A 15,774-nucleotide genomic window follows, 5' to 3' on the forward strand; every position below is an offset into this window, starting at 1 on the left:
TCTCGCAGGCGGGCCATCGTCTCATCAGGCAACAGGCGCAGGAGGCGGCTCGTCCGGCAGGGTAGGCTCGCCGGGTTCGGTAGGTTGTTCGTTGGGGGTATCGGGATCAGGCTGACCGGGGATGCCGCCCGCCGCTTCGACAGGATGGGCCAGCAATGACCAGGCCATGACACCGATCTGATTGGGCTCAAGCCTTGCCAGTTCGGCACTGATTCGCGGATCGATCTTCATAGAGCAACTCCTGAGCGAAGGCCCGCTGCGCTGACGCACAAAAACGGGCAGTACACGCAATAGAGTGTCTGCCCGCTCAGGAATTCCAACAGCTCGTCAGATTCAGGTACGCGGCAACGTCACGCCGCGCTGGCCCTGGTACTTACCACCACGATCCTTGTAGGAAACTTCGCATTCTTCATCGGATTCAAGGAACAGCATCTGCGCCACACCCTCGTTGGCGTAGATTTTCGCCGGCAGGGTCGTGGTGTTGGAGAATTCCAGGGTCACGTGACCTTCCCACTCGGGCTCCAGCGGCGTGACGTTGACGATGATGCCGCAACGGGCATAGGTGCTCTTGCCCAGGCAGATGGTCAGTACGTTGCGCGGAATGCGGAAGTACTCGACGGTACGGGCCAGGGCGAAGGAGTTCGGCGGGATGATGCAAACGTCGCTCTTGACGTCGACGAAGCTCTTCTCGTCGAAGTTCTTCGGGTCGACGGTGGCCGAGTTGATGTTGGTGAACACCTTGAATTCGTCGGCGCAGCGCACGTCGTAGCCGTAGCTGGAGACACCGAAGGAGATCAGCCGGTCGGCGCCTTCGCCACGCATCTGGCGCTCGACGAAGGGCTCGATCATGCCGTGCTCTTGCGCCATGCGGCGAATCCACTTGTCCGATTTGATGCTCATGGCGGTTTCCTGAAATAGCGAGGTGGAAAAAATACGTCCGGCATCTTACCGGGGCACGGGGCCGGGTTCAAAGCGCCGCACGCAAATCTCGCCAATCCCCCTTGATTTCCGGCTCCTGCCGGCCATCGCCCGCGCCGTCAGTCACCAAATAAGAGAAACCTTCGCAAAGACCATTGGCACATTCTGGAAAAAGGGTTAAGGTGGCGCCACTGTGTTGCTTGTGTCACTGAGAATCTCTACACGATATGTTGAATTTCGATCCAACCATCTACAAGAATTTTTCCTGCTCTTTGCACTCAGTCTCGGCCAGGGTTCTTCCTGAGTCGCAGTTATCTTTGTTCAAGGAGTTACACCATGTCTAATCGCCAAACCGGTACCGTTAAGTGGTTCAACGATGAAAAAGGCTTCGGCTTCATCACCCCACAATCCGGTGACGACCTGTTCGTTCACTTCAAAGCTATCCAATCCGACGGCTTCAAAAGCCTGAAAGAAGGCCAACAGGTTTCTTTCATCGCTACCCGCGGTCAGAAAGGCATGCAAGCTGAAGAAGTTCAAGTTATCTAACTTGTCCTTGCTTTAGTAAAAGGCCCCGCCCTCAAAAGCGGGGCTTTTTTGTGCCTGTCTGTTTTTATCGGCGCACAAAAAAACTGTGGGAGCGAGCTTGCTCGCGATAGCGGCCTGTCTGTTAGACCGCTATCGCGAGCAAGCTCGCTCCCACAGGGTTTGTTACTCGCCTGGGATTACCAGGTCACGCCAAACCCGGCCGTGTAGCGTGTCTTGCTCAAGTCGCTGTCTTCGGTCCCCTCGATGACATCCTTCTCGGCCTTGAGGTTGAGCGACGCCCAGTCGGTGACCTTGTAGCGCAGCCCCACTTCAGCGTCATAGGCATAATCCGCCACATCGGACAGCGGTTTACCCACCTCACCGTTGGTGAAGAACTCGACGCGCTTGCCAATCAAGTAGCGGTTGTAGTCCCACTTCATGGCCACGGAGTAGAAGTTGTCCTTGCCACCATCGCGGTATTCATAGTCGGTGCGGTTCAACAGCGAACCCAGGGAGAACGCCCCTAGCTCGTCATCCCAGAACTGATAGCCCGGACCGGTACCCACCACGCGCTGGCGCGCCAGGTCTTCGACTTTGTCACGCTTGTAGTTCAGACGGCCTTGCCAGAACCATTTGTCGGTCAGGAACCGGTCGAGGGAATATTCCAGGCGCCAGTTATCGGCGGAAACCACATCGTCCTGGAACTCGCGGTTGTATTCACCTTCGGCGGTGTGCCGCCATCTGCCGTGGCGAGCCGAGGTCTTGAAGTCGATGTCGTAATCGTCGGTATCGTTTTCCGCACGCTGGTAATCCAGCGCGGCATCGATATTACCCTTCCACACCAAGTCCTCGACCACCGGCTTGGGCTTGAGGATCTGCTGGATACTGGCCAGATCGACGGTCTTGGGTGCATCACCGTTGGCCAAGGTGACCTTGCCATCCTCGGCCGCATGCAGCGCCTTGGCTTTCTCGCCGGTATAAGCATCCTGCTTGACCAAGAGTTGCTGATCGCTCTCCAGAGTCTTGACCTGTTTCCAGTCGATAGGAATCGCACCGGCGTAATCGGTCTGGATCAGCAACTTGCCGCCATCAAAAACGGTAATCTTGCCACTGAGCTTGTCGCCATTCTTCAACCAGACGGTATCGGCAAGCAAGGGCATGGAGGCACTGGCAACAGCCAGGCATAGCAGGGTTCTAGACAACATAAGCGTATAAAGAGCTCAAGTTTGCGGTGAAAAGGCGGCATTATCCCCCGGGACGACACCTCAGCAAGGACTGACCAAAGTATTTGTAATGAGTTCATTTCTCAACCAGCTTTACAGGACTTAACCTACAAACGGCCACACACCCTCTTTTTCGGACGCCTGAACGTGACTGATGCATCCCTGGATACCGAGAACGCCGCCCAAATCCGCCGCACCACCCTTTACCTGACCCTGGCACAGGTGCCAACGGGCAAGGTGGTCACCTATGGCCAACTGGCTGAAATGGCCGGCCTGGGCCGTGCGGCGCGCTGGGTCGGACGCACTCTCAGCCAGTTGCCGAACGACACGAAACTTCCCTGGCATCGGGTATTGGCCGCCGGCGGTCGGATCAGCCTGCCCGAGGGCAGCGCCTCAGGGGATGAACAGCGCGCACGCCTGCGCATGGAAGGGATCAGTGTCCTGAACAATCGTGTTGATATTCAGCGCCATGGCTGGCGCCCGGTAGAGCACAGCGGTTAGAGTGCGCGCTTTGTTTTCGCAATTTTTGAGGCAGACTCCAGCCCATGCCCCGTAAAACCTGGCGCGCCGCCCTCGCCGCCTATGCCAGTCCCTCGACGCTCGTGCTGTTGCTGCTTGGCTTCGCCGCCGGCTTGCCGTACATGCTGGTGTTTTCCACGCTCTCGGTCTGGTTGCGCGAAGCCGGTGTGGCCCGCGAAACCATTGGCTACGCGAGCCTGATCGGCCTGGCGTACGCCTTTAAATGGGTCTGGTCGCCGCTGCTCGACCAATGGCGCCTGCCGTTGCTCGGTAAACTCGGGCGTCGGCGTTCATGGCTGGTGCTCTCCCAGGGCCTGGTGATCCTCGGCCTGATCGGCATGGGTTTCTGCGACCCGCAAAAACACCTGTCTTGGTTGATCGCCATCGCCGTCATCGTGGCCTTCGCCTCTGCGACCCAGGACATCGCCGTCGACGCCTATCGCCTGGAGATCGCCGACGACACCCGCCAGGCCGCCCTCGCCGCCAGCTATATGTCCGGCTACCGCATCGCGGCACTGCTGGCCACCGCTGGCGCCCTGTTCTTCGCCGAAGGGTTTGGCTCCACCGGCTTCAGCTACAAACACTCGGCCTGGGCCGGCACCTACCTGCTGTTCGGTGTATTGATGGTCCCGGCGTTGCTCACCTCGCTGTTCATGCGCGAACCGCCGGTGCCACTGCGCACCCAACTGCAGGCCGGACGCTACTCGTTCGCCCATCAACTGGCGTCGGTGTTCGTGCTGATCGTGCTGCTGGTGTCGGTTCCGGCGATGTTCACCCAGCTCTACAACACCGACTTCGCCAGCGTGCTGTTCGAAGGCGTCAGCCTGCTCGACCTGCTGCTCGAAGACCGCGCATTCCTGCGGGCCATCCTCTATATCATCCTGACCGCCCTGTGCCTGTCGGCCGTGGGCCGCCGCGGATTGGCGCCGGTGCTGACGCCGGTCAACGACTTCATCCTGCGCTATCGCTGGCAGGCCCTGCTGTTGCTCGGGCTGATCGCGACCTATCGGATGTCTGACACGGTCATGGGGGTCATGGCCAACGTGTTCTACATCGACCAGGGGTTCACCAAGGACCAGATCGCCAGCGTCAGCAAGATTTTCGGCCTGATCATGACCCTGGTCGGCGCCGGCATGGGCGGCCTGCTGATCGTGCGCTTCGGTATCCTGCCGATCCTGTTCATCGGCGGCGTGGCCTCGGCCGCCACCAACATCCTGTTCCTGATGCTCACCGATATGGGCGCCGACCTAAAGATGCTGATTGTCACCATCTCCCTGGACAACTTCAGCTCCGGCCTGGCCACTTCGGCGTTCGTCGCCTACCTGTCGAGCCTGACCAACCTGAAATTCTCCGCCACCCAATACGCCCTGCTCAGCTCGATCATGCTGTTGCTGCCGCGCCTGATCGGCGGTTATTCAGGGGTGATGGTGGAGAAGTTCGGCTATCACAACTTCTTCCTGATCACCGCGTTGCTGGGCGTTCCGACCCTTCTGCTGATCGCCTTGCACTGGTTCCAGGAGAACCGCCGCAAGAACTCGACACCCATTGCAGAACCAACGCCCACCCGGCCTGCGGAAGAGTCGTAGGAAACTTCAGGAAACGCCGGGGAAACCGGCGTTCACATCGGGCGACCCGCCACGCGCCTGTACGCCAGGGCATCTCGCCCGTACAATGCTCCGTCACTTCTCGTCATCAGCAACCGACAACGGCCAACCATGCGCACCAGTCAATATTTGCTCGCCACACAGAAAGAAACGCCTTCCGACGCCGTCGTGATCAGCCATCAGTTGATGCTGCGTGCCGGCATGATCCGCAAACTTGCCTCGGGCCTGTACACCTGGCTGCCGATGGGCCTGCGGGTCATGCGCAAGGTGGAAGCCATCGTTCGTGAAGAGATGGACGCTGCCGGCTGCCTGGAAGTGTTGATGCCGGGCACCCAACCGGCCGAGCTGTGGCAGGAATCGGGGCGCTGGGAAGAATACGGCCCTGAGCTGCTGCGCATCAAAGACCGTCACGGTCGGGACTTCTGTGCGGGTCCGACTCACGAAGAAGTGATCACCGACCTGATGCGCAACGAGTTGAGCAGCTACAAGCAGCTGCCGATCAACCTGTATCAGATCCAGACCAAATTCCGTGACGAAATCCGTCCACGCTTCGGCTTGATGCGTGGTCGCGAATTCATCATGAAGGACGCCTACTCGTTCCACACCGACCTGGCCTCGCTGCAAGTCACCTACGACCGCATGCACCAGGCGTATTGCAACGTCTTCACCCGCCTGGGCCTGAAATTCCGTCCGGTTGAAGCCGACAACGGCTCCATCGGCGGCGCTGGCTCCCACGAGTTCCATGTACTGGCCGAATCTGGCGAAGACGACATCGTCTTCAGCAATGGCTCCGACTACGCCGCCAACATTGAGAAAGCCGAAGCCGTGCCACGGGAAACTTCCCGCGCCGCGCCGAGCGAAGAACTGCGCCTGGTGGATACGCCGAACGCCAAGACCATTGCCCAACTGGTGGAAGGCTACAACCTGCCAATCGAGCGCACCATCAAGACCCTGATCGTGCGGGCCGAAGAGGAAGGCAAGCTGATCGCCCTGATCGTCCGTGGCGACCACGAACTCAATGAAATCAAGGCCGCCAACCAGCCAGGCGTCGCCAGCCCGCTGGTCATGGCCACCGAAGCCGACCTGCGCGACGCCATCGGTGCCGGTGCCGGCTCCCTCGGCCCATTGAACCTGCCGCTGCCGATCATCATCGATCGCTCGGTGGAATTGATGAGCGACTTCGCCATCGGCGCCAACGTCGACGACAAGCACTATTTCGGCGTGAACTGGGAACGCGACCTGCCGGTTCCAACTGTCGCGGACCTGCGCAACGTCGTGGCCGGCGACCCGAGCCCGGACGGCAAGGGCACCCTGGAAATCAAGCGGGGCATCGAAGTCGGGCACATCTTCCAGCTGGGCAACAAGTACAGCAAGGCGATGAAGTGCGAAGTGCTGGGCGAGAACGGCAAGCCGGTCACCCTGGAAATGGGTTGCTACGGCATCGGTGTATCCCGCGTGGTAGCTGCCGCCATCGAGCAGAACAACGACGAGAAAGGCATCATCTGGAGCGACACGCTGGCACCTTTCCAGATTGCCCTGGTGCCGCTGCGCTATGAAACCGACCTGGTGCGCGAAGCCACCGACAAGCTCTACGCCGAACTGACGGCCGCCGGCTTTGAAGTGCTGCTGGACGACCGCGACAAGAAAACCAGCCCCGGCATCAAGTTCGCGGACATGGAACTGATCGGCATCCCGCATCGGATCGTCGTCAGTGACCGTGGCCTGGCCGAAGGCAACCTGGAATACAAGAGCCGCACCGAGGCCGAGCCGCAAGCGCTGCCGGTCGCCGACGTGCTGTCGTTCCTCCAGGCCCGTATCCGCCGCTGACACCAGATAGAGACGTCATGTTCAAGCGAAACACCTTAGGCCTCGGTGGCGCCGCCCTGTGCGGCGCCCTGCTGGTCAGCGGCTGTGCCAACCACATGTCACAACGCAGCGAGCACGAAGAACGGGTCGAGCGTAAATTGCTCGACCACAGCCTGCAGATCGACGTGGGCGAACCCAAGGTGCTCGACCTGCCGCAGCGTCGTGTGCGAATCAATGAGCAGAAGACCTTCGAAGTCACTGAGTTCGATGTCACTCGCCATTACGACCGCTACACGCCGTACCAACCCTGGCGGGAGATTTATGAGATCCCCTTGGGCGCGGTGGCCGTAGTGGCCGGTGTCGGCGCGAACGTGGTCAATGTGTTCACCCTGGGCAACCTGCCGGACACCGTGACCCGGGACTGGATCAGCTACGGTTTCGCCGGCCTCAACCCGTTCATGAACGTCCCTTCCCATGGCCGCGCCCAGCAGAACCTGGCGGGCATCGACGAAGTCCAGCGCGACAAGCGTACGGAACACTCGAGCCTGCCTTGGAGCGAACGCCCGGTGGAGGTCAAGGCCGCCCGGCAGACCTTCGAGCTGAGCACCGACCGTAACGGCGTGCTGCGCCTGAACCTGCTGGAAAGCCCGTTCGCCGAGCAGGACCTGAGCCAATTCGGCAAATTGCAGATCAGCGTGACCGATGCCCAGGACGAAGTGCACACCGACTCATCCCTGAGCATCAGCAGCACCTTGCGCAGCAAGCTGCTGGAAGCCCACGCGTTGATCTACGACGACCTGGAAGATGACGAGGTGAGCCAATGGGTGCATCGAGTCAAGCGGCTGTCGGAGCTGGGACTTGAAGAAGAGGCCAGCGAACTGGAACAGAGCCTGATCGAACTGACGCGCAATGATCCGGAGTTGCAGGCCGAATTCATGAAAGCCCTGACCAAGGATGGCGGGCGGTTGGTCGCGGATCCTGGCGTTAACTGACCCCCCTCTGGCAAGGAACTGTGTGGGAGCAAGACCTGTGGGAATAAAGCTTGCTCCCACAGGATCCTCCTGACCACAAGTACCGCGCCAGACGGAGCATTCATCGGCTGCCTCACCGCTCGAACAACTCCAACTGCTCAAACCCACCGCGCAAATCCTCCAGCCGCACCCCTATCCCCAATAATCGCACTGGTTTGCCGCCCCGGTTGAACGCCTGGGTCAACAGCAACTGGTAGCTGCCCAGGTCCCGCCCTGCCCCGGCCTGTTCCAAGGTGGTTTGGGTGAAGTCATGGAACTTCACTTTGACGAACGGCTTGCCCGGTCGATAACTGCTGTCGATCCGTGCCATGCGTCCGCTGAGGGTTTCCATCAGTTCCGGCAGTTTGTCGAGGCAACTCACCAGGTCGGGCAGGTCGACATCGTAGGTATTTTCCACACTGATGGACTGCCGTCGGCTGTCGTTATGCACCAGCCGCTCATCGACCCCACGGGCCAGGCTCCAGAGGCGCTCACCGAAACTGCCAAATTCGCGCACCAGCGCCAACTTGTCCCATTGGCGCAACTGCAAGCAATCGACGATGCCGAGCCGGTTCAGCTTATCGGCGGTGACCTTTCCAACACCGTGAAGCTTGCTGACCGGCAGGGCCGAAACAAAGTCATCGACCTGATCGGGGGTAATGACGAACAACCCGTTGGGCTTTTTCCAGTCGCTGGCAATCTTGGCCAGGAACTTGTTCGGCGCGACGCCTGCAGACACAGTGATGTGCAATTGGTTGGAAACACGTCGGCGAATGTCCTGGGCGATGCGCGTGGCGCTGCCACCGAAATGGGCGCTGGCGGAGACGTCCAGGTAGGCCTCGTCCAGCGATAGCGGCTCGATCAGGTCAGTGTAATCGCTGAAAATCGTATGAATTTCCTTCGACGCTTCCCGATAAGCATCCATTCGTGGCTTGACGATCGTAAGGTCCGGGCAAAGCTTCAAGGCGTGACCGGAGGACATGGCCGAGCGCACCCCGTAGGCCCGCGCTTCGTAGTTACAGGTGGCAATCACGCCCCGCCGATCCGCCGAACCTCCCACCGCCAAAGGCTTGCCGGCCAGCCGCGGGTCATCGCGCATTTCGATAGCGGCATAGAAACAGTCACAGTCGACATGGATGATCTTACGTTGCGTCATAAATAAAGAAGCAGAGTGTGCGACGAATCGGACCACCAGTATCGCACCGACACCTGTATGTAGCACCAGTAGTTTGAAAGATCCTTCGTGGAGAGGCGAAAGTGCCTACACAAATTTACTTTCTCAATCGCAACGCCCCCTCCAATAGAGCCGCAACCCTTGCCAGGCCTGCGTCACAGCGCTGTCACAATGCCTTTTCACAAGGCTAAGCGCTTGAAGCGGAACAGGTTTTTATGAAGTCAGGGTTGACAGCGGCGCGATCCTCTGTAGAATGCCGCCACACAGACGCGGGATGGAGCAGTCTGGTAGCTCGTCGGGCTCATAACCCGAAGGTCGTCGGTTCAAATCCGGCTCCCGCAACCAAACATCAAAAAAGGCTACTCGAAAGAGTGGCCTTTTTTGTGCGCGCTCGTTTTCTGACTACCCGATCAGAGAGTCGCCGCCTGCGACACCCTAAGCACAACCAGTTGTAGGACAATTTCCTTTAAATTCCGAGCATTTAGGAAGGCAAGGAGCGGATCGAGCGTTTATTTGAGCCTATCGCCTTTTAACGGTTGACACTCAGGCATTCGCCTGTAGAATGCCGCCACACAGACGCGGGATGGAGCAGTCTGGTAGCTCGTCGGGCTCATAACCCGAAGGTCGTCGGTTCAAATCCGGCTCCCGCAACCAAATATCAAGAAAGGCTGCTCGAAAGAGTGGCCTTTTTTGTGTCTGGCGAAAAAAGCTCTACATTACAAAGATTTTGTAATTATTTTCCTTCGCAGGGATTGGTAACTTGGCTGGATACCCCCATCCTGTCGCGCATAGCTCAAGAGGTGATTGATGCGCGCCCACTCGTCTGACCCGCAAGACCCTGTTACTGCGACACAACCGATCAAGGCCGAACGATTGCGCTGGCTGGACCGGATCAGTCAGTACCGCCAGCCTATTGGTCTGGCGGTCACGTTGCTGCTGTTTGCAATTGCCTTGATTGCCTGTCGCCACTTGCTGAGCGAGCTCGATCTTTACGCTCTGCACGATTCAATTCTGGAAGTGCCACGGCCGGCCCTGCTGGGCGCGATCGCAGCCACGGTAGCCGGTTTCATCATTCTCCTGGGCTACGAATGGTCCGCCAGCCGTTATGCCGGGGTGACGCTGCCGCCACAAACCATGATCCTGGGTGGGTTCACCGCGTTCGCCATCGGCAATGCCATTGGCCTGTCACTGCTGTCGGGCGGCTCGGTTCGCTACCGTCTGTATGCGCGTCATGGCCTGGGGGCCTCGGATGTCGCCCACATGACGCTGTTCGCCAGCCTGTCCCTGGGCTGCGCGTTGCCGCCGCTGGCGGCCCTGGCGACACTCAGCAACCTGCCCGCCGCGTCCGCCGCGCTGCACCTGCCTGCGACTTTGCTGGGGGCCATTTCCGTGGCGGTGCTGCTGCTCACCAGCGTCTTGGCCATCGGCATTTACCGCCGACGCCTGCCGGAACAGCCTCATCGTGACAGCCTGCTGGTAAAAGCCGGTCGCCGCACACTGCGCCTGCCGGGCCGACGCCTGACCTTCCTGCAGCTGGTAATCACCGCGCTGGATGTCGCCGCCGCCGCCACCGTGTTGTATCTGTTGCTGCCCGAGGCGCCGCCGTTCGGCGCTTTCCTGCTGGTGTACCTGCTGGCGCTGGCCGCCGGGGTGCTCAGCCATGTACCGGGCGGCGTCGGCGTGTTCGAAGCAATCCTGCTGGCCGCGTTTGCCGACAAACTCGGGGCCGCGCCGCTGGCCGCCGCGCTGTTGCTGTATCGCTTGATCTACGTGCTGCTGCCGATGCTGGTGGCCTGTGTGCTACTGCTGATTAATGAAGCGCAACGGCTGTTCCAGACGCGCCAGAGCCTGCGGGCAGCGTCGGGTTTCGCTGCGCCGATCCTGGCGGTGCTGGTATTCCTTTCAGGTGTGGTGCTGCTGTTTTCCGGGGTGACACCGGAAATCGATACCCGCCTGGAGCACATCGGCTTCCTGATCCCTCATCGGCTGGTGGACGCTTCGCACTTCGGCGCCAGCCTGGTGGGCGTGTTGTGCCTGTTGCTCGCCCAGGGCCTGCGCCGTCGCCTCTCGGCCGCCTGGATGCTGACCACCATTTTGCTGCTGGTGGGCGCCCTGCTCTCGCTGCTCAAGGGTTTTGACTGGGAAGAAGCCACGCTGCTGACGCTGACGGCCGCCCTGCTGGCGATATTCCGACGGTCCTTTTATCGTCCGAGTCGCCTGACCGAGCTACCGTTTTCCCCGCTGTTCCTGATCGCCAGTATCTGCGTGCTGGGCGCGTCGATCTGGCTGCTGCTGTTTGCCTACCAGGACGTGCCCTACAGCCATCAGTTGTGGTGGCAGTTCACCCTCGATGCCGACGCCCCTCGTGGCCTGCGCTCCCTGCTGGGTGCCGCCGTACTGCTGGTGGTGGTGTCCCTGACCTGGTTGCTGCGCACCGCGCGGCCGGTGATCCATTTGCCGACGGCAGAAGAACTGGAGCGGGCCAAGACGATTCTCATGACGTCTTCGCAACCCGACGGCGGCCTGTCCCTGACCGGCGACAAGGCACTGCTGTTTCACCCCAACGACGAAGCCTTCCTGATGTACGCCCGCCGTGGTCGCAGCCTGGTAGCGCTGTATGACCCGATCGGTCCTACCCAGCAACGGGCTGAAATGATCTGGCAGTTCCGCGACCTGTGTGACATCCACCATGCCCGCCCCGTGTTCTATCAGGTACGTGCCGAGAACCTGCCGTACTACATGGACATCGGCCTGACAGCCATCAAGCTGGGCGAGGAAGCACGGGTAGACCTCAAGCGTTTCGATCTCGAAGCCAAGGGCAAAGAGATGAAGGACTTGCGCTACACCTGGAACCGCGGCACCCGTGACGGCCTGTCGCTGGAGATCCATGAACCGGCCCAGGCGCCGATGGATGAGCTCAAGGTCATTTCCGATGCCTGGCTGACCGGCAAGAACGTGCGCGAGAAAGGTTTCTCCCTGGGCCGTTTCAGTAATGACTACCTCAAGCATTTCCGCATCGCGGTGATTCGTTTCGAAGGCCGCCCTGTCGCATTCGCCAACCTGCTGGAAACCCACAACCCGGAGCTCGCCAGCCTCGACCTGATGCGCGCCCACCCCGAGGCGCCTAAGCTGACCATGGAATTCATGATGGTCGGCCTCATCCAACATTACAAAAACCATGGCTACGCCCGCTTCAGCCTTGGCATGGTCCCGCTGTCGGGCCTGCAACCGCGGCGCGGCGCGCCGTTGACCCAGCGCCTGGGTTCGATGGTGTTCCGTCGTGGCGAGCAGCTCTATAACTTCCAGGGGCTGCGCCGCTTCAAAGACAAATTCCAGCCTGACTGGGAACCTCGTTACATGGCCGTGCCCGCCGGACTCGATCCGCTGGTGGCGCTGGCCGATACTGCCGCCTTGATTGCAGGCGGCCTGACTGGACTGGTGAAACGCTGATGATGCAACGCTCCTGGCGATACGTAGTGGCCGCTCTGCTGGTGCTGGCGGTGATTCTCGGTGGTGGTTACTGGTACTGGAACCGCCCGGCCCCGCAACCGACCCTGGAACAGCTAGCGCCCACCGACGGCGTAGCGATGACCAGGGTCATCCCCGGTACCAAGCCGCGCGCCCAGGTGCTGGTGGCGGTCAATGAAGACCAGAAGCTCAGCGACACGCAGTTGACGACCCTCAGCCGCAGCGGCTCGGCGCAGATCGTCCAGGTGATCCTGCCCAAGGACTGCATGTTGCAAGGTCGCGCCCTGCAGACGGGCTTGCGCCAGCTCCAAGGGCCAGCCACGCTGGTCAGCGGCATCGGCCCTGGCGCCGTGCTGGCCTGGCGCTGGTTGGCCGAGCAGAAGGACGACAAGGCCAAGGCCGTTTCGGTGGACCTGGCCCTGGAAAAACCCGGCTGCACTCACTTGCTGCCCAAAAGCGCAGCCCACGGCCACTGGCTGGTGGCCTGGAACGATAACCCTGACGACACCAGCGCCGGCTTCGTACGGGATCAGAAAAATGCCGAGACCAGCATCAGCGACTACGACATCAATCTGCCGCAAGTGCTGAACAACGAACTGCGCAAAATCCTGGTGGGCACCGACAAGGCCAAGGGTGGCCTGGCCATCCCAGTGGTAGAAGTCCCAGCCAGTCAGGCGCGGGACACCGTAACCCTGTTCCTCTCCGGCGACGGCGGCTGGCGCGACCTGGACCGCGACGTGGCCGACGAAATGGCCAAGATCGGCTACCCAGTGGTCGGCATCGACACCCTGCGCTACTACTGGCAGCACAAGAGCCCTGAACAGAGCGCGGTAGACCTCGCCGAGCTGATGCAGCACTACCGCCAGATCTGGGGCACCAAGCGCTTCGTCCTCACCGGCTACTCCTTCGGCGCCGACGTGTTGCCGGCCATCTACAATCGCCTGCCAGACACCGAACAACAGCGGGTCGATGCAATTATCCTGCTGGCCTTCGCCCGCACCGGCAGCTTCGAGATCGAAGTCGAAGGCTGGCTCGGCAACGTCGGCACCGAAGCCGCCACTGGCCCGGAAATGGCCAAGCTGCCCGCCGAGAAAGTGGTGTGCATCTATGGCGGTGAAGAGGCCGACGAAAGCGGCTGCACCGACAAGACGGCCGTGGGCGAAGCCATCAAACTGCCTGGCGGCCATCACTTCGATGAAAACTACCCGGCCCTGGCCAAGCGCCTGATCGACGAGATCAACAAGCGCCAGAGCAAACCTGCCGACCAGTGACCTGATGCAGGCATGACAAAAAGCCCCGGCAGCCTTGGTTGCCGGGGCTTTTTTATGCGGACTTGGCTTCACACACCCCCCTTTGTGGGAGCGAGCTTGCTCGCGATGACGGCAGCACAGTCAACATCACCGCCAACTGGCCAACAGCTATCGCGAGCAAGCTCGCTCCCACAAAGTTTCACTCTGGCATCAGTATTCGTATCGCCCATAAAAAAGCCCCCGCTGCAGCCAAGCAACGAGGGCTTTTTGTTTTGTTCAAGCTTACATCTCGACCTGGGTCCCCAGCTCGATCACCCGGTTCACCGGCAGGTTGAAGAAACGCAGGTTGCCGTTGGCGTTCTTGAGCAGGAAGGCAAACAGTATCTCGCGCCAGCGGGCCATGCCCTCCAGCTTGGAGGCAATGACGGTCTCGCGGCTCAGGAAGTAGGTGGTGCGCATCGGGCTGAAGTCCAAGTCGTCCAGATGGCAAAGCTTGAGCGCCTGCGGGACGTCCGGCTCGTCAGTGAAGCCAAAGTGCAGGATCACCCGGAAGAACCCTTCGCCATAGGCATCGACCTCGAAGCGCCGCTGCGGCGGTACTCGGGGAATGTCTTCGTACACCACCGTCAGCAACACCACTTGCTCATGCAGCACCTGGTTGTGCAGCAGGTTGTGCAATAGCGCATGGGGCACGGCGTCCGAACGTGCAGTCAGGAACACAGCGGTGCCCTGTACGCGATGGGGCGGCTGCACACGAATACTGCTAATGAAGATCGGCAGCGGCAACGCGCCTTCGTCCAGGCGCTCCACCAGCAATTGCTTACCGCGCTTCCAGGTGGTCATCAGCACAAACAAGGCGATACCGGCGATGACCGGGAACGCACCGCCCTGAACGATTTTCGGCACGTTAGCGGCAAAGTACAGGCCATCGACCAGCAGAAAACCAATCAATACCGGCACCGCCAGCAGCGGCGGCCATTTCCACAACAGCAGCATGACCGCCGAGACCAGAATCGTGGTCATCAGCATGGTACCGGTCACTGCCACGCCATAGGCCGAAGCCAGCGCGCCGGAAGACTCGAACCCCAGCACCAGCAGCACCACGCCAACCATCAGCGACCAGTTCACCGCGCCAATGTAGATCTGGCCCTGCTCGGCGCTGGAGGTGTGCTGGATGTACATGCGCGGGATGTAACCGAGCTGGATCGCCTGGCGCGTCAGGGAGAACGCCCCGGAAATCACCGCCTGCGAGGCGATGACCGTAGCCAGTGTCGACAGGCCCACCAACGGAATCAGCGCCCAACTTGGCGCAAGCAGATAGAACGGGTTACGTGCCGCTTCGGGATCCCCCAGCAGCAACGCGCCCTGGCCGAAATAATTGAGTACCAGCGCCGGCAGCACCAGGATGAACCAGGCGCGGGCGATCGGCTTGCGGCCGAAGTGCCCCATGTCGGCGTACAGCGCTTCGGCCCCCGTCAACGCCAGCACCACGGCGCCGAGGATTGCCACGCCCATGCCCGGGTGGACGACAAAGAAACGCACGGCCCAGGCCGGGTTCACCGCCTGCAACACTTCCGGGTGTTGCAGGATGCCGTAAACACCCAGGGCGCCAAGCACCAGGAACCAGGTCACCATGATCGGGCCGAACAGGATGCCAATGCGGGCAGTGCCGTGGCGCTGGATCAGGAACAGCCCCACCAGCACCACCAATGACAAAGGGACCACCCAGTGATCGATACCGTCGAACGCCAGGCCAAGGCCTTCAATGGCCGAGAGCACGGAAATGGCCGGCGTGATCATGCTGTCGCCGTAGAAAAGCGCCGCGCCGATCAAGCCGCAGATCACCAGGAATGTCCGCAGCCGTGCCCTTCCCGCCGCCGCTCGCCGCGCCAGGGCAGTAAGCGCCATGATCCCGCCCTCGCCCTGGTTGTCGGCGCGCAGGACGAACATCATGTACTTGATCGACACGACCCAGATCAGCGACCAGAAAATCAGCGAGAGAATCCCCAGCACCCCATCGTGATTGACAGACACCCCATAGGCACCGGAGAACACTTCCTTGAGGGTGTACAACGGGCTCGTGCCGATGTCGCCATAAACCACTCCGACCGCCGCGACCAGCATGCTCAGCGGCTTCGCTGCCGAATGCTCGGCACCCACCGCCTGACTACTTGCATGACCCATCCAACACTCCTGATTCCAGACCTGGCTTCTTGAACGAAGCACGATGCTTTGTTGAGGCAGCATGCGCTGTTTTACGTATTGTTACAGACGTTT

At 60.7% G+C, this 15,774-nt stretch carries 12 protein-coding genes and 2 tRNA genes; 9 read left to right on the forward strand and 5 right to left on the reverse strand.

The window, feature by feature from the left end; genetic code table 11:
- Nucleotides 1–24: 24 nt before the first annotated feature.
- Both KI237_RS23825 and dcd read right to left on the reverse strand, forming a co-directional pair.
- Nucleotides 25–231: a hypothetical protein gene (locus tag KI237_RS23825; protein ID WP_003184748.1), complete on the reverse strand. Its 207-nt coding sequence runs from the start codon at nucleotides 229–231 to the stop codon at nucleotides 25–27.
- 102 nt (nucleotides 232–333) lie between these two features.
- On the reverse strand, nucleotides 334–900 hold the full coding sequence (gene dcd, locus KI237_RS23830; protein ID WP_003184751.1) for a dCTP deaminase: 567 nt from the start codon (nucleotides 898–900) through the stop codon (nucleotides 334–336).
- Between the two features lie 354 nt (nucleotides 901–1,254).
- On the opposite strand from dcd, the gene KI237_RS23835 reads away from it, so the two are divergent.
- Nucleotides 1,255–1,464: a cold-shock protein gene (locus tag KI237_RS23835; protein WP_002554837.1), complete on the forward strand. Its 210-nt coding sequence runs from the start codon at nucleotides 1,255–1,257 to the stop codon at nucleotides 1,462–1,464.
- A gap of 176 nt (nucleotides 1,465–1,640) precedes the next feature.
- Here the strand turns inward: KI237_RS23835 and KI237_RS23840 are convergent, their stop codons facing one another.
- Nucleotides 1,641–2,648, reverse strand: coding sequence for a DUF481 domain-containing protein (locus KI237_RS23840; protein WP_212797316.1), 1,008 nt, complete (start codon nucleotides 2,646–2,648; stop codon nucleotides 1,641–1,643).
- A gap of 165 nt (nucleotides 2,649–2,813) precedes the next feature.
- Between KI237_RS23840 and KI237_RS23845 the strand changes: the two genes are divergently transcribed.
- The 4 genes from KI237_RS23845 to KI237_RS23860 all read left to right on the forward strand — a co-directional run bounded on the left by KI237_RS23845 (nucleotide 2,814) and on the right by KI237_RS23860 (nucleotide 7,587).
- Nucleotides 2,814–3,167: an MGMT family protein gene (locus KI237_RS23845; protein WP_212797317.1), complete on the forward strand. Its 354-nt coding sequence runs from the start codon at nucleotides 2,814–2,816 to the stop codon at nucleotides 3,165–3,167.
- 44 nt (nucleotides 3,168–3,211) lie between these two features.
- On the forward strand, nucleotides 3,212–4,771 hold the full coding sequence (locus KI237_RS23850; protein ID WP_212797318.1) for an AmpG family muropeptide MFS transporter: 1,560 nt from the start codon (nucleotides 3,212–3,214) through the stop codon (nucleotides 4,769–4,771).
- Nucleotides 4,772–4,900: 129 nt separating this feature from the next.
- Nucleotides 4,901–6,616 carry a proline--tRNA ligase gene (locus KI237_RS23855; protein WP_212797319.1) on the forward strand — a complete coding sequence of 572 codons (1,716 nt, stop codon included), beginning with the start codon at nucleotides 4,901–4,903 and terminating at the stop codon, nucleotides 6,614–6,616.
- 17 nt (nucleotides 6,617–6,633) lie between these two features.
- Complete coding sequence (locus KI237_RS23860; RefSeq protein ID WP_212797320.1) at nucleotides 6,634–7,587, forward strand: hypothetical protein; 954 nt, start codon at nucleotides 6,634–6,636, stop codon at nucleotides 7,585–7,587.
- A 112-nt stretch (nucleotides 7,588–7,699) separates the two neighbouring features.
- On the opposite strand, the gene dinB is transcribed toward KI237_RS23860, so the two are convergent.
- Nucleotides 7,700–8,761, reverse strand: a complete 1,062-nt coding sequence (gene dinB, locus KI237_RS23865; RefSeq protein ID WP_212797321.1) for a DNA polymerase IV — start codon at nucleotides 8,759–8,761, stop codon at nucleotides 7,700–7,702.
- Nucleotides 8,762–9,047: 286 nt separating this feature from the next.
- On the opposite strand from dinB, the gene KI237_RS23870 reads away from it, so the two are divergent.
- The 4 genes from KI237_RS23870 (at nucleotide 9,048) to KI237_RS23885 (ending at nucleotide 13,518) form a co-directional block, all read left to right on the forward strand.
- Nucleotides 9,048–9,124: transfer RNA gene (locus tag KI237_RS23870), tRNA-Met, on the forward strand.
- A 232-nt stretch (nucleotides 9,125–9,356) separates the two neighbouring features.
- Nucleotides 9,357–9,433 (forward strand) — tRNA-Met (locus KI237_RS23875).
- A 153-nt stretch (nucleotides 9,434–9,586) separates the two neighbouring features.
- Entirely contained in the window at nucleotides 9,587–12,229 is a 2,643-nt protein-coding gene (gene mprF / locus KI237_RS23880) for a bifunctional lysylphosphatidylglycerol flippase/synthetase MprF (protein WP_212797322.1), read from the forward strand.
- A complete protein-coding gene (locus KI237_RS23885) occupies nucleotides 12,229–13,518 on the forward strand; it encodes a virulence factor family protein (RefSeq protein WP_212797323.1) in 1,290 nt (429 codons plus the stop codon). Before mprF ends, KI237_RS23885 begins: the two co-directional genes overlap by 1 nt.
- Nucleotides 13,519–13,779: 261 nt before the next feature.
- On the opposite strand, the gene KI237_RS23890 is transcribed toward KI237_RS23885, so the two are convergent.
- On the reverse strand, nucleotides 13,780–15,621 hold the full coding sequence (locus KI237_RS23890) for a potassium transporter Kup (protein WP_502937137.1): 1,842 nt from the start codon (nucleotides 15,619–15,621) through the stop codon (nucleotides 13,780–13,782).
- Nucleotides 15,622–15,774 lie beyond the last annotated feature (153 nt).

The sequence above is a fragment of the Pseudomonas sp. St316 genome (assembly GCF_018325905.1).
Lineage (GTDB): Bacteria > Pseudomonadota > Gammaproteobacteria > Pseudomonadales > Pseudomonadaceae > Aquipseudomonas.

Bases quoted from the DNA above. Each gene is read 5' to 3' on its own strand.
- KI237_RS23835 (WP_002554837.1), top strand. From the start codon at position 1,255: ATGTCTAATCGCCAAACCGGTACCGTTAAGTGGTTCAACGATGAAAAA.
- KI237_RS23840 (WP_212797316.1), bottom strand. From the start codon at position 2,648: ATGTTGTCTAGAACCCTGCTATGCCTGGCTGTTGCCAGTGCCTCCATG.
- KI237_RS23850 (WP_212797318.1), top strand. From the start codon at position 3,212: ATGCCCCGTAAAACCTGGCGCGCCGCCCTCGCCGCCTATGCCAGTCCC.
- KI237_RS23860 (WP_212797320.1), top strand. From the start codon at position 6,634: ATGTTCAAGCGAAACACCTTAGGCCTCGGTGGCGCCGCCCTGTGCGGC.
- KI237_RS23890 (WP_502937137.1), bottom strand. From the start codon at position 15,621: ATGCTGGTCGCGGCGGTCGGAGTGGTTTATGGCGACATCGGCACGAGC.
- KI237_RS23825 (WP_003184748.1), bottom strand. From the start codon at position 231: ATGAAGATCGATCCGCGAATCAGTGCCGAACTGGCAAGGCTTGAGCCC.
- KI237_RS23885 (WP_212797323.1), top strand. From the start codon at position 12,229: ATGATGCAACGCTCCTGGCGATACGTAGTGGCCGCTCTGCTGGTGCTG.
- KI237_RS23855 (WP_212797319.1), top strand. From the start codon at position 4,901: ATGCGCACCAGTCAATATTTGCTCGCCACACAGAAAGAAACGCCTTCC.
- mprF (WP_212797322.1), top strand. From the start codon at position 9,587: ATGCGCGCCCACTCGTCTGACCCGCAAGACCCTGTTACTGCGACACAA.
- dcd (WP_003184751.1), bottom strand. From the start codon at position 900: ATGAGCATCAAATCGGACAAGTGGATTCGCCGCATGGCGCAAGAGCAC.
- dinB (WP_212797321.1), bottom strand. From the start codon at position 8,761: ATGACGCAACGTAAGATCATCCATGTCGACTGTGACTGTTTCTATGCC.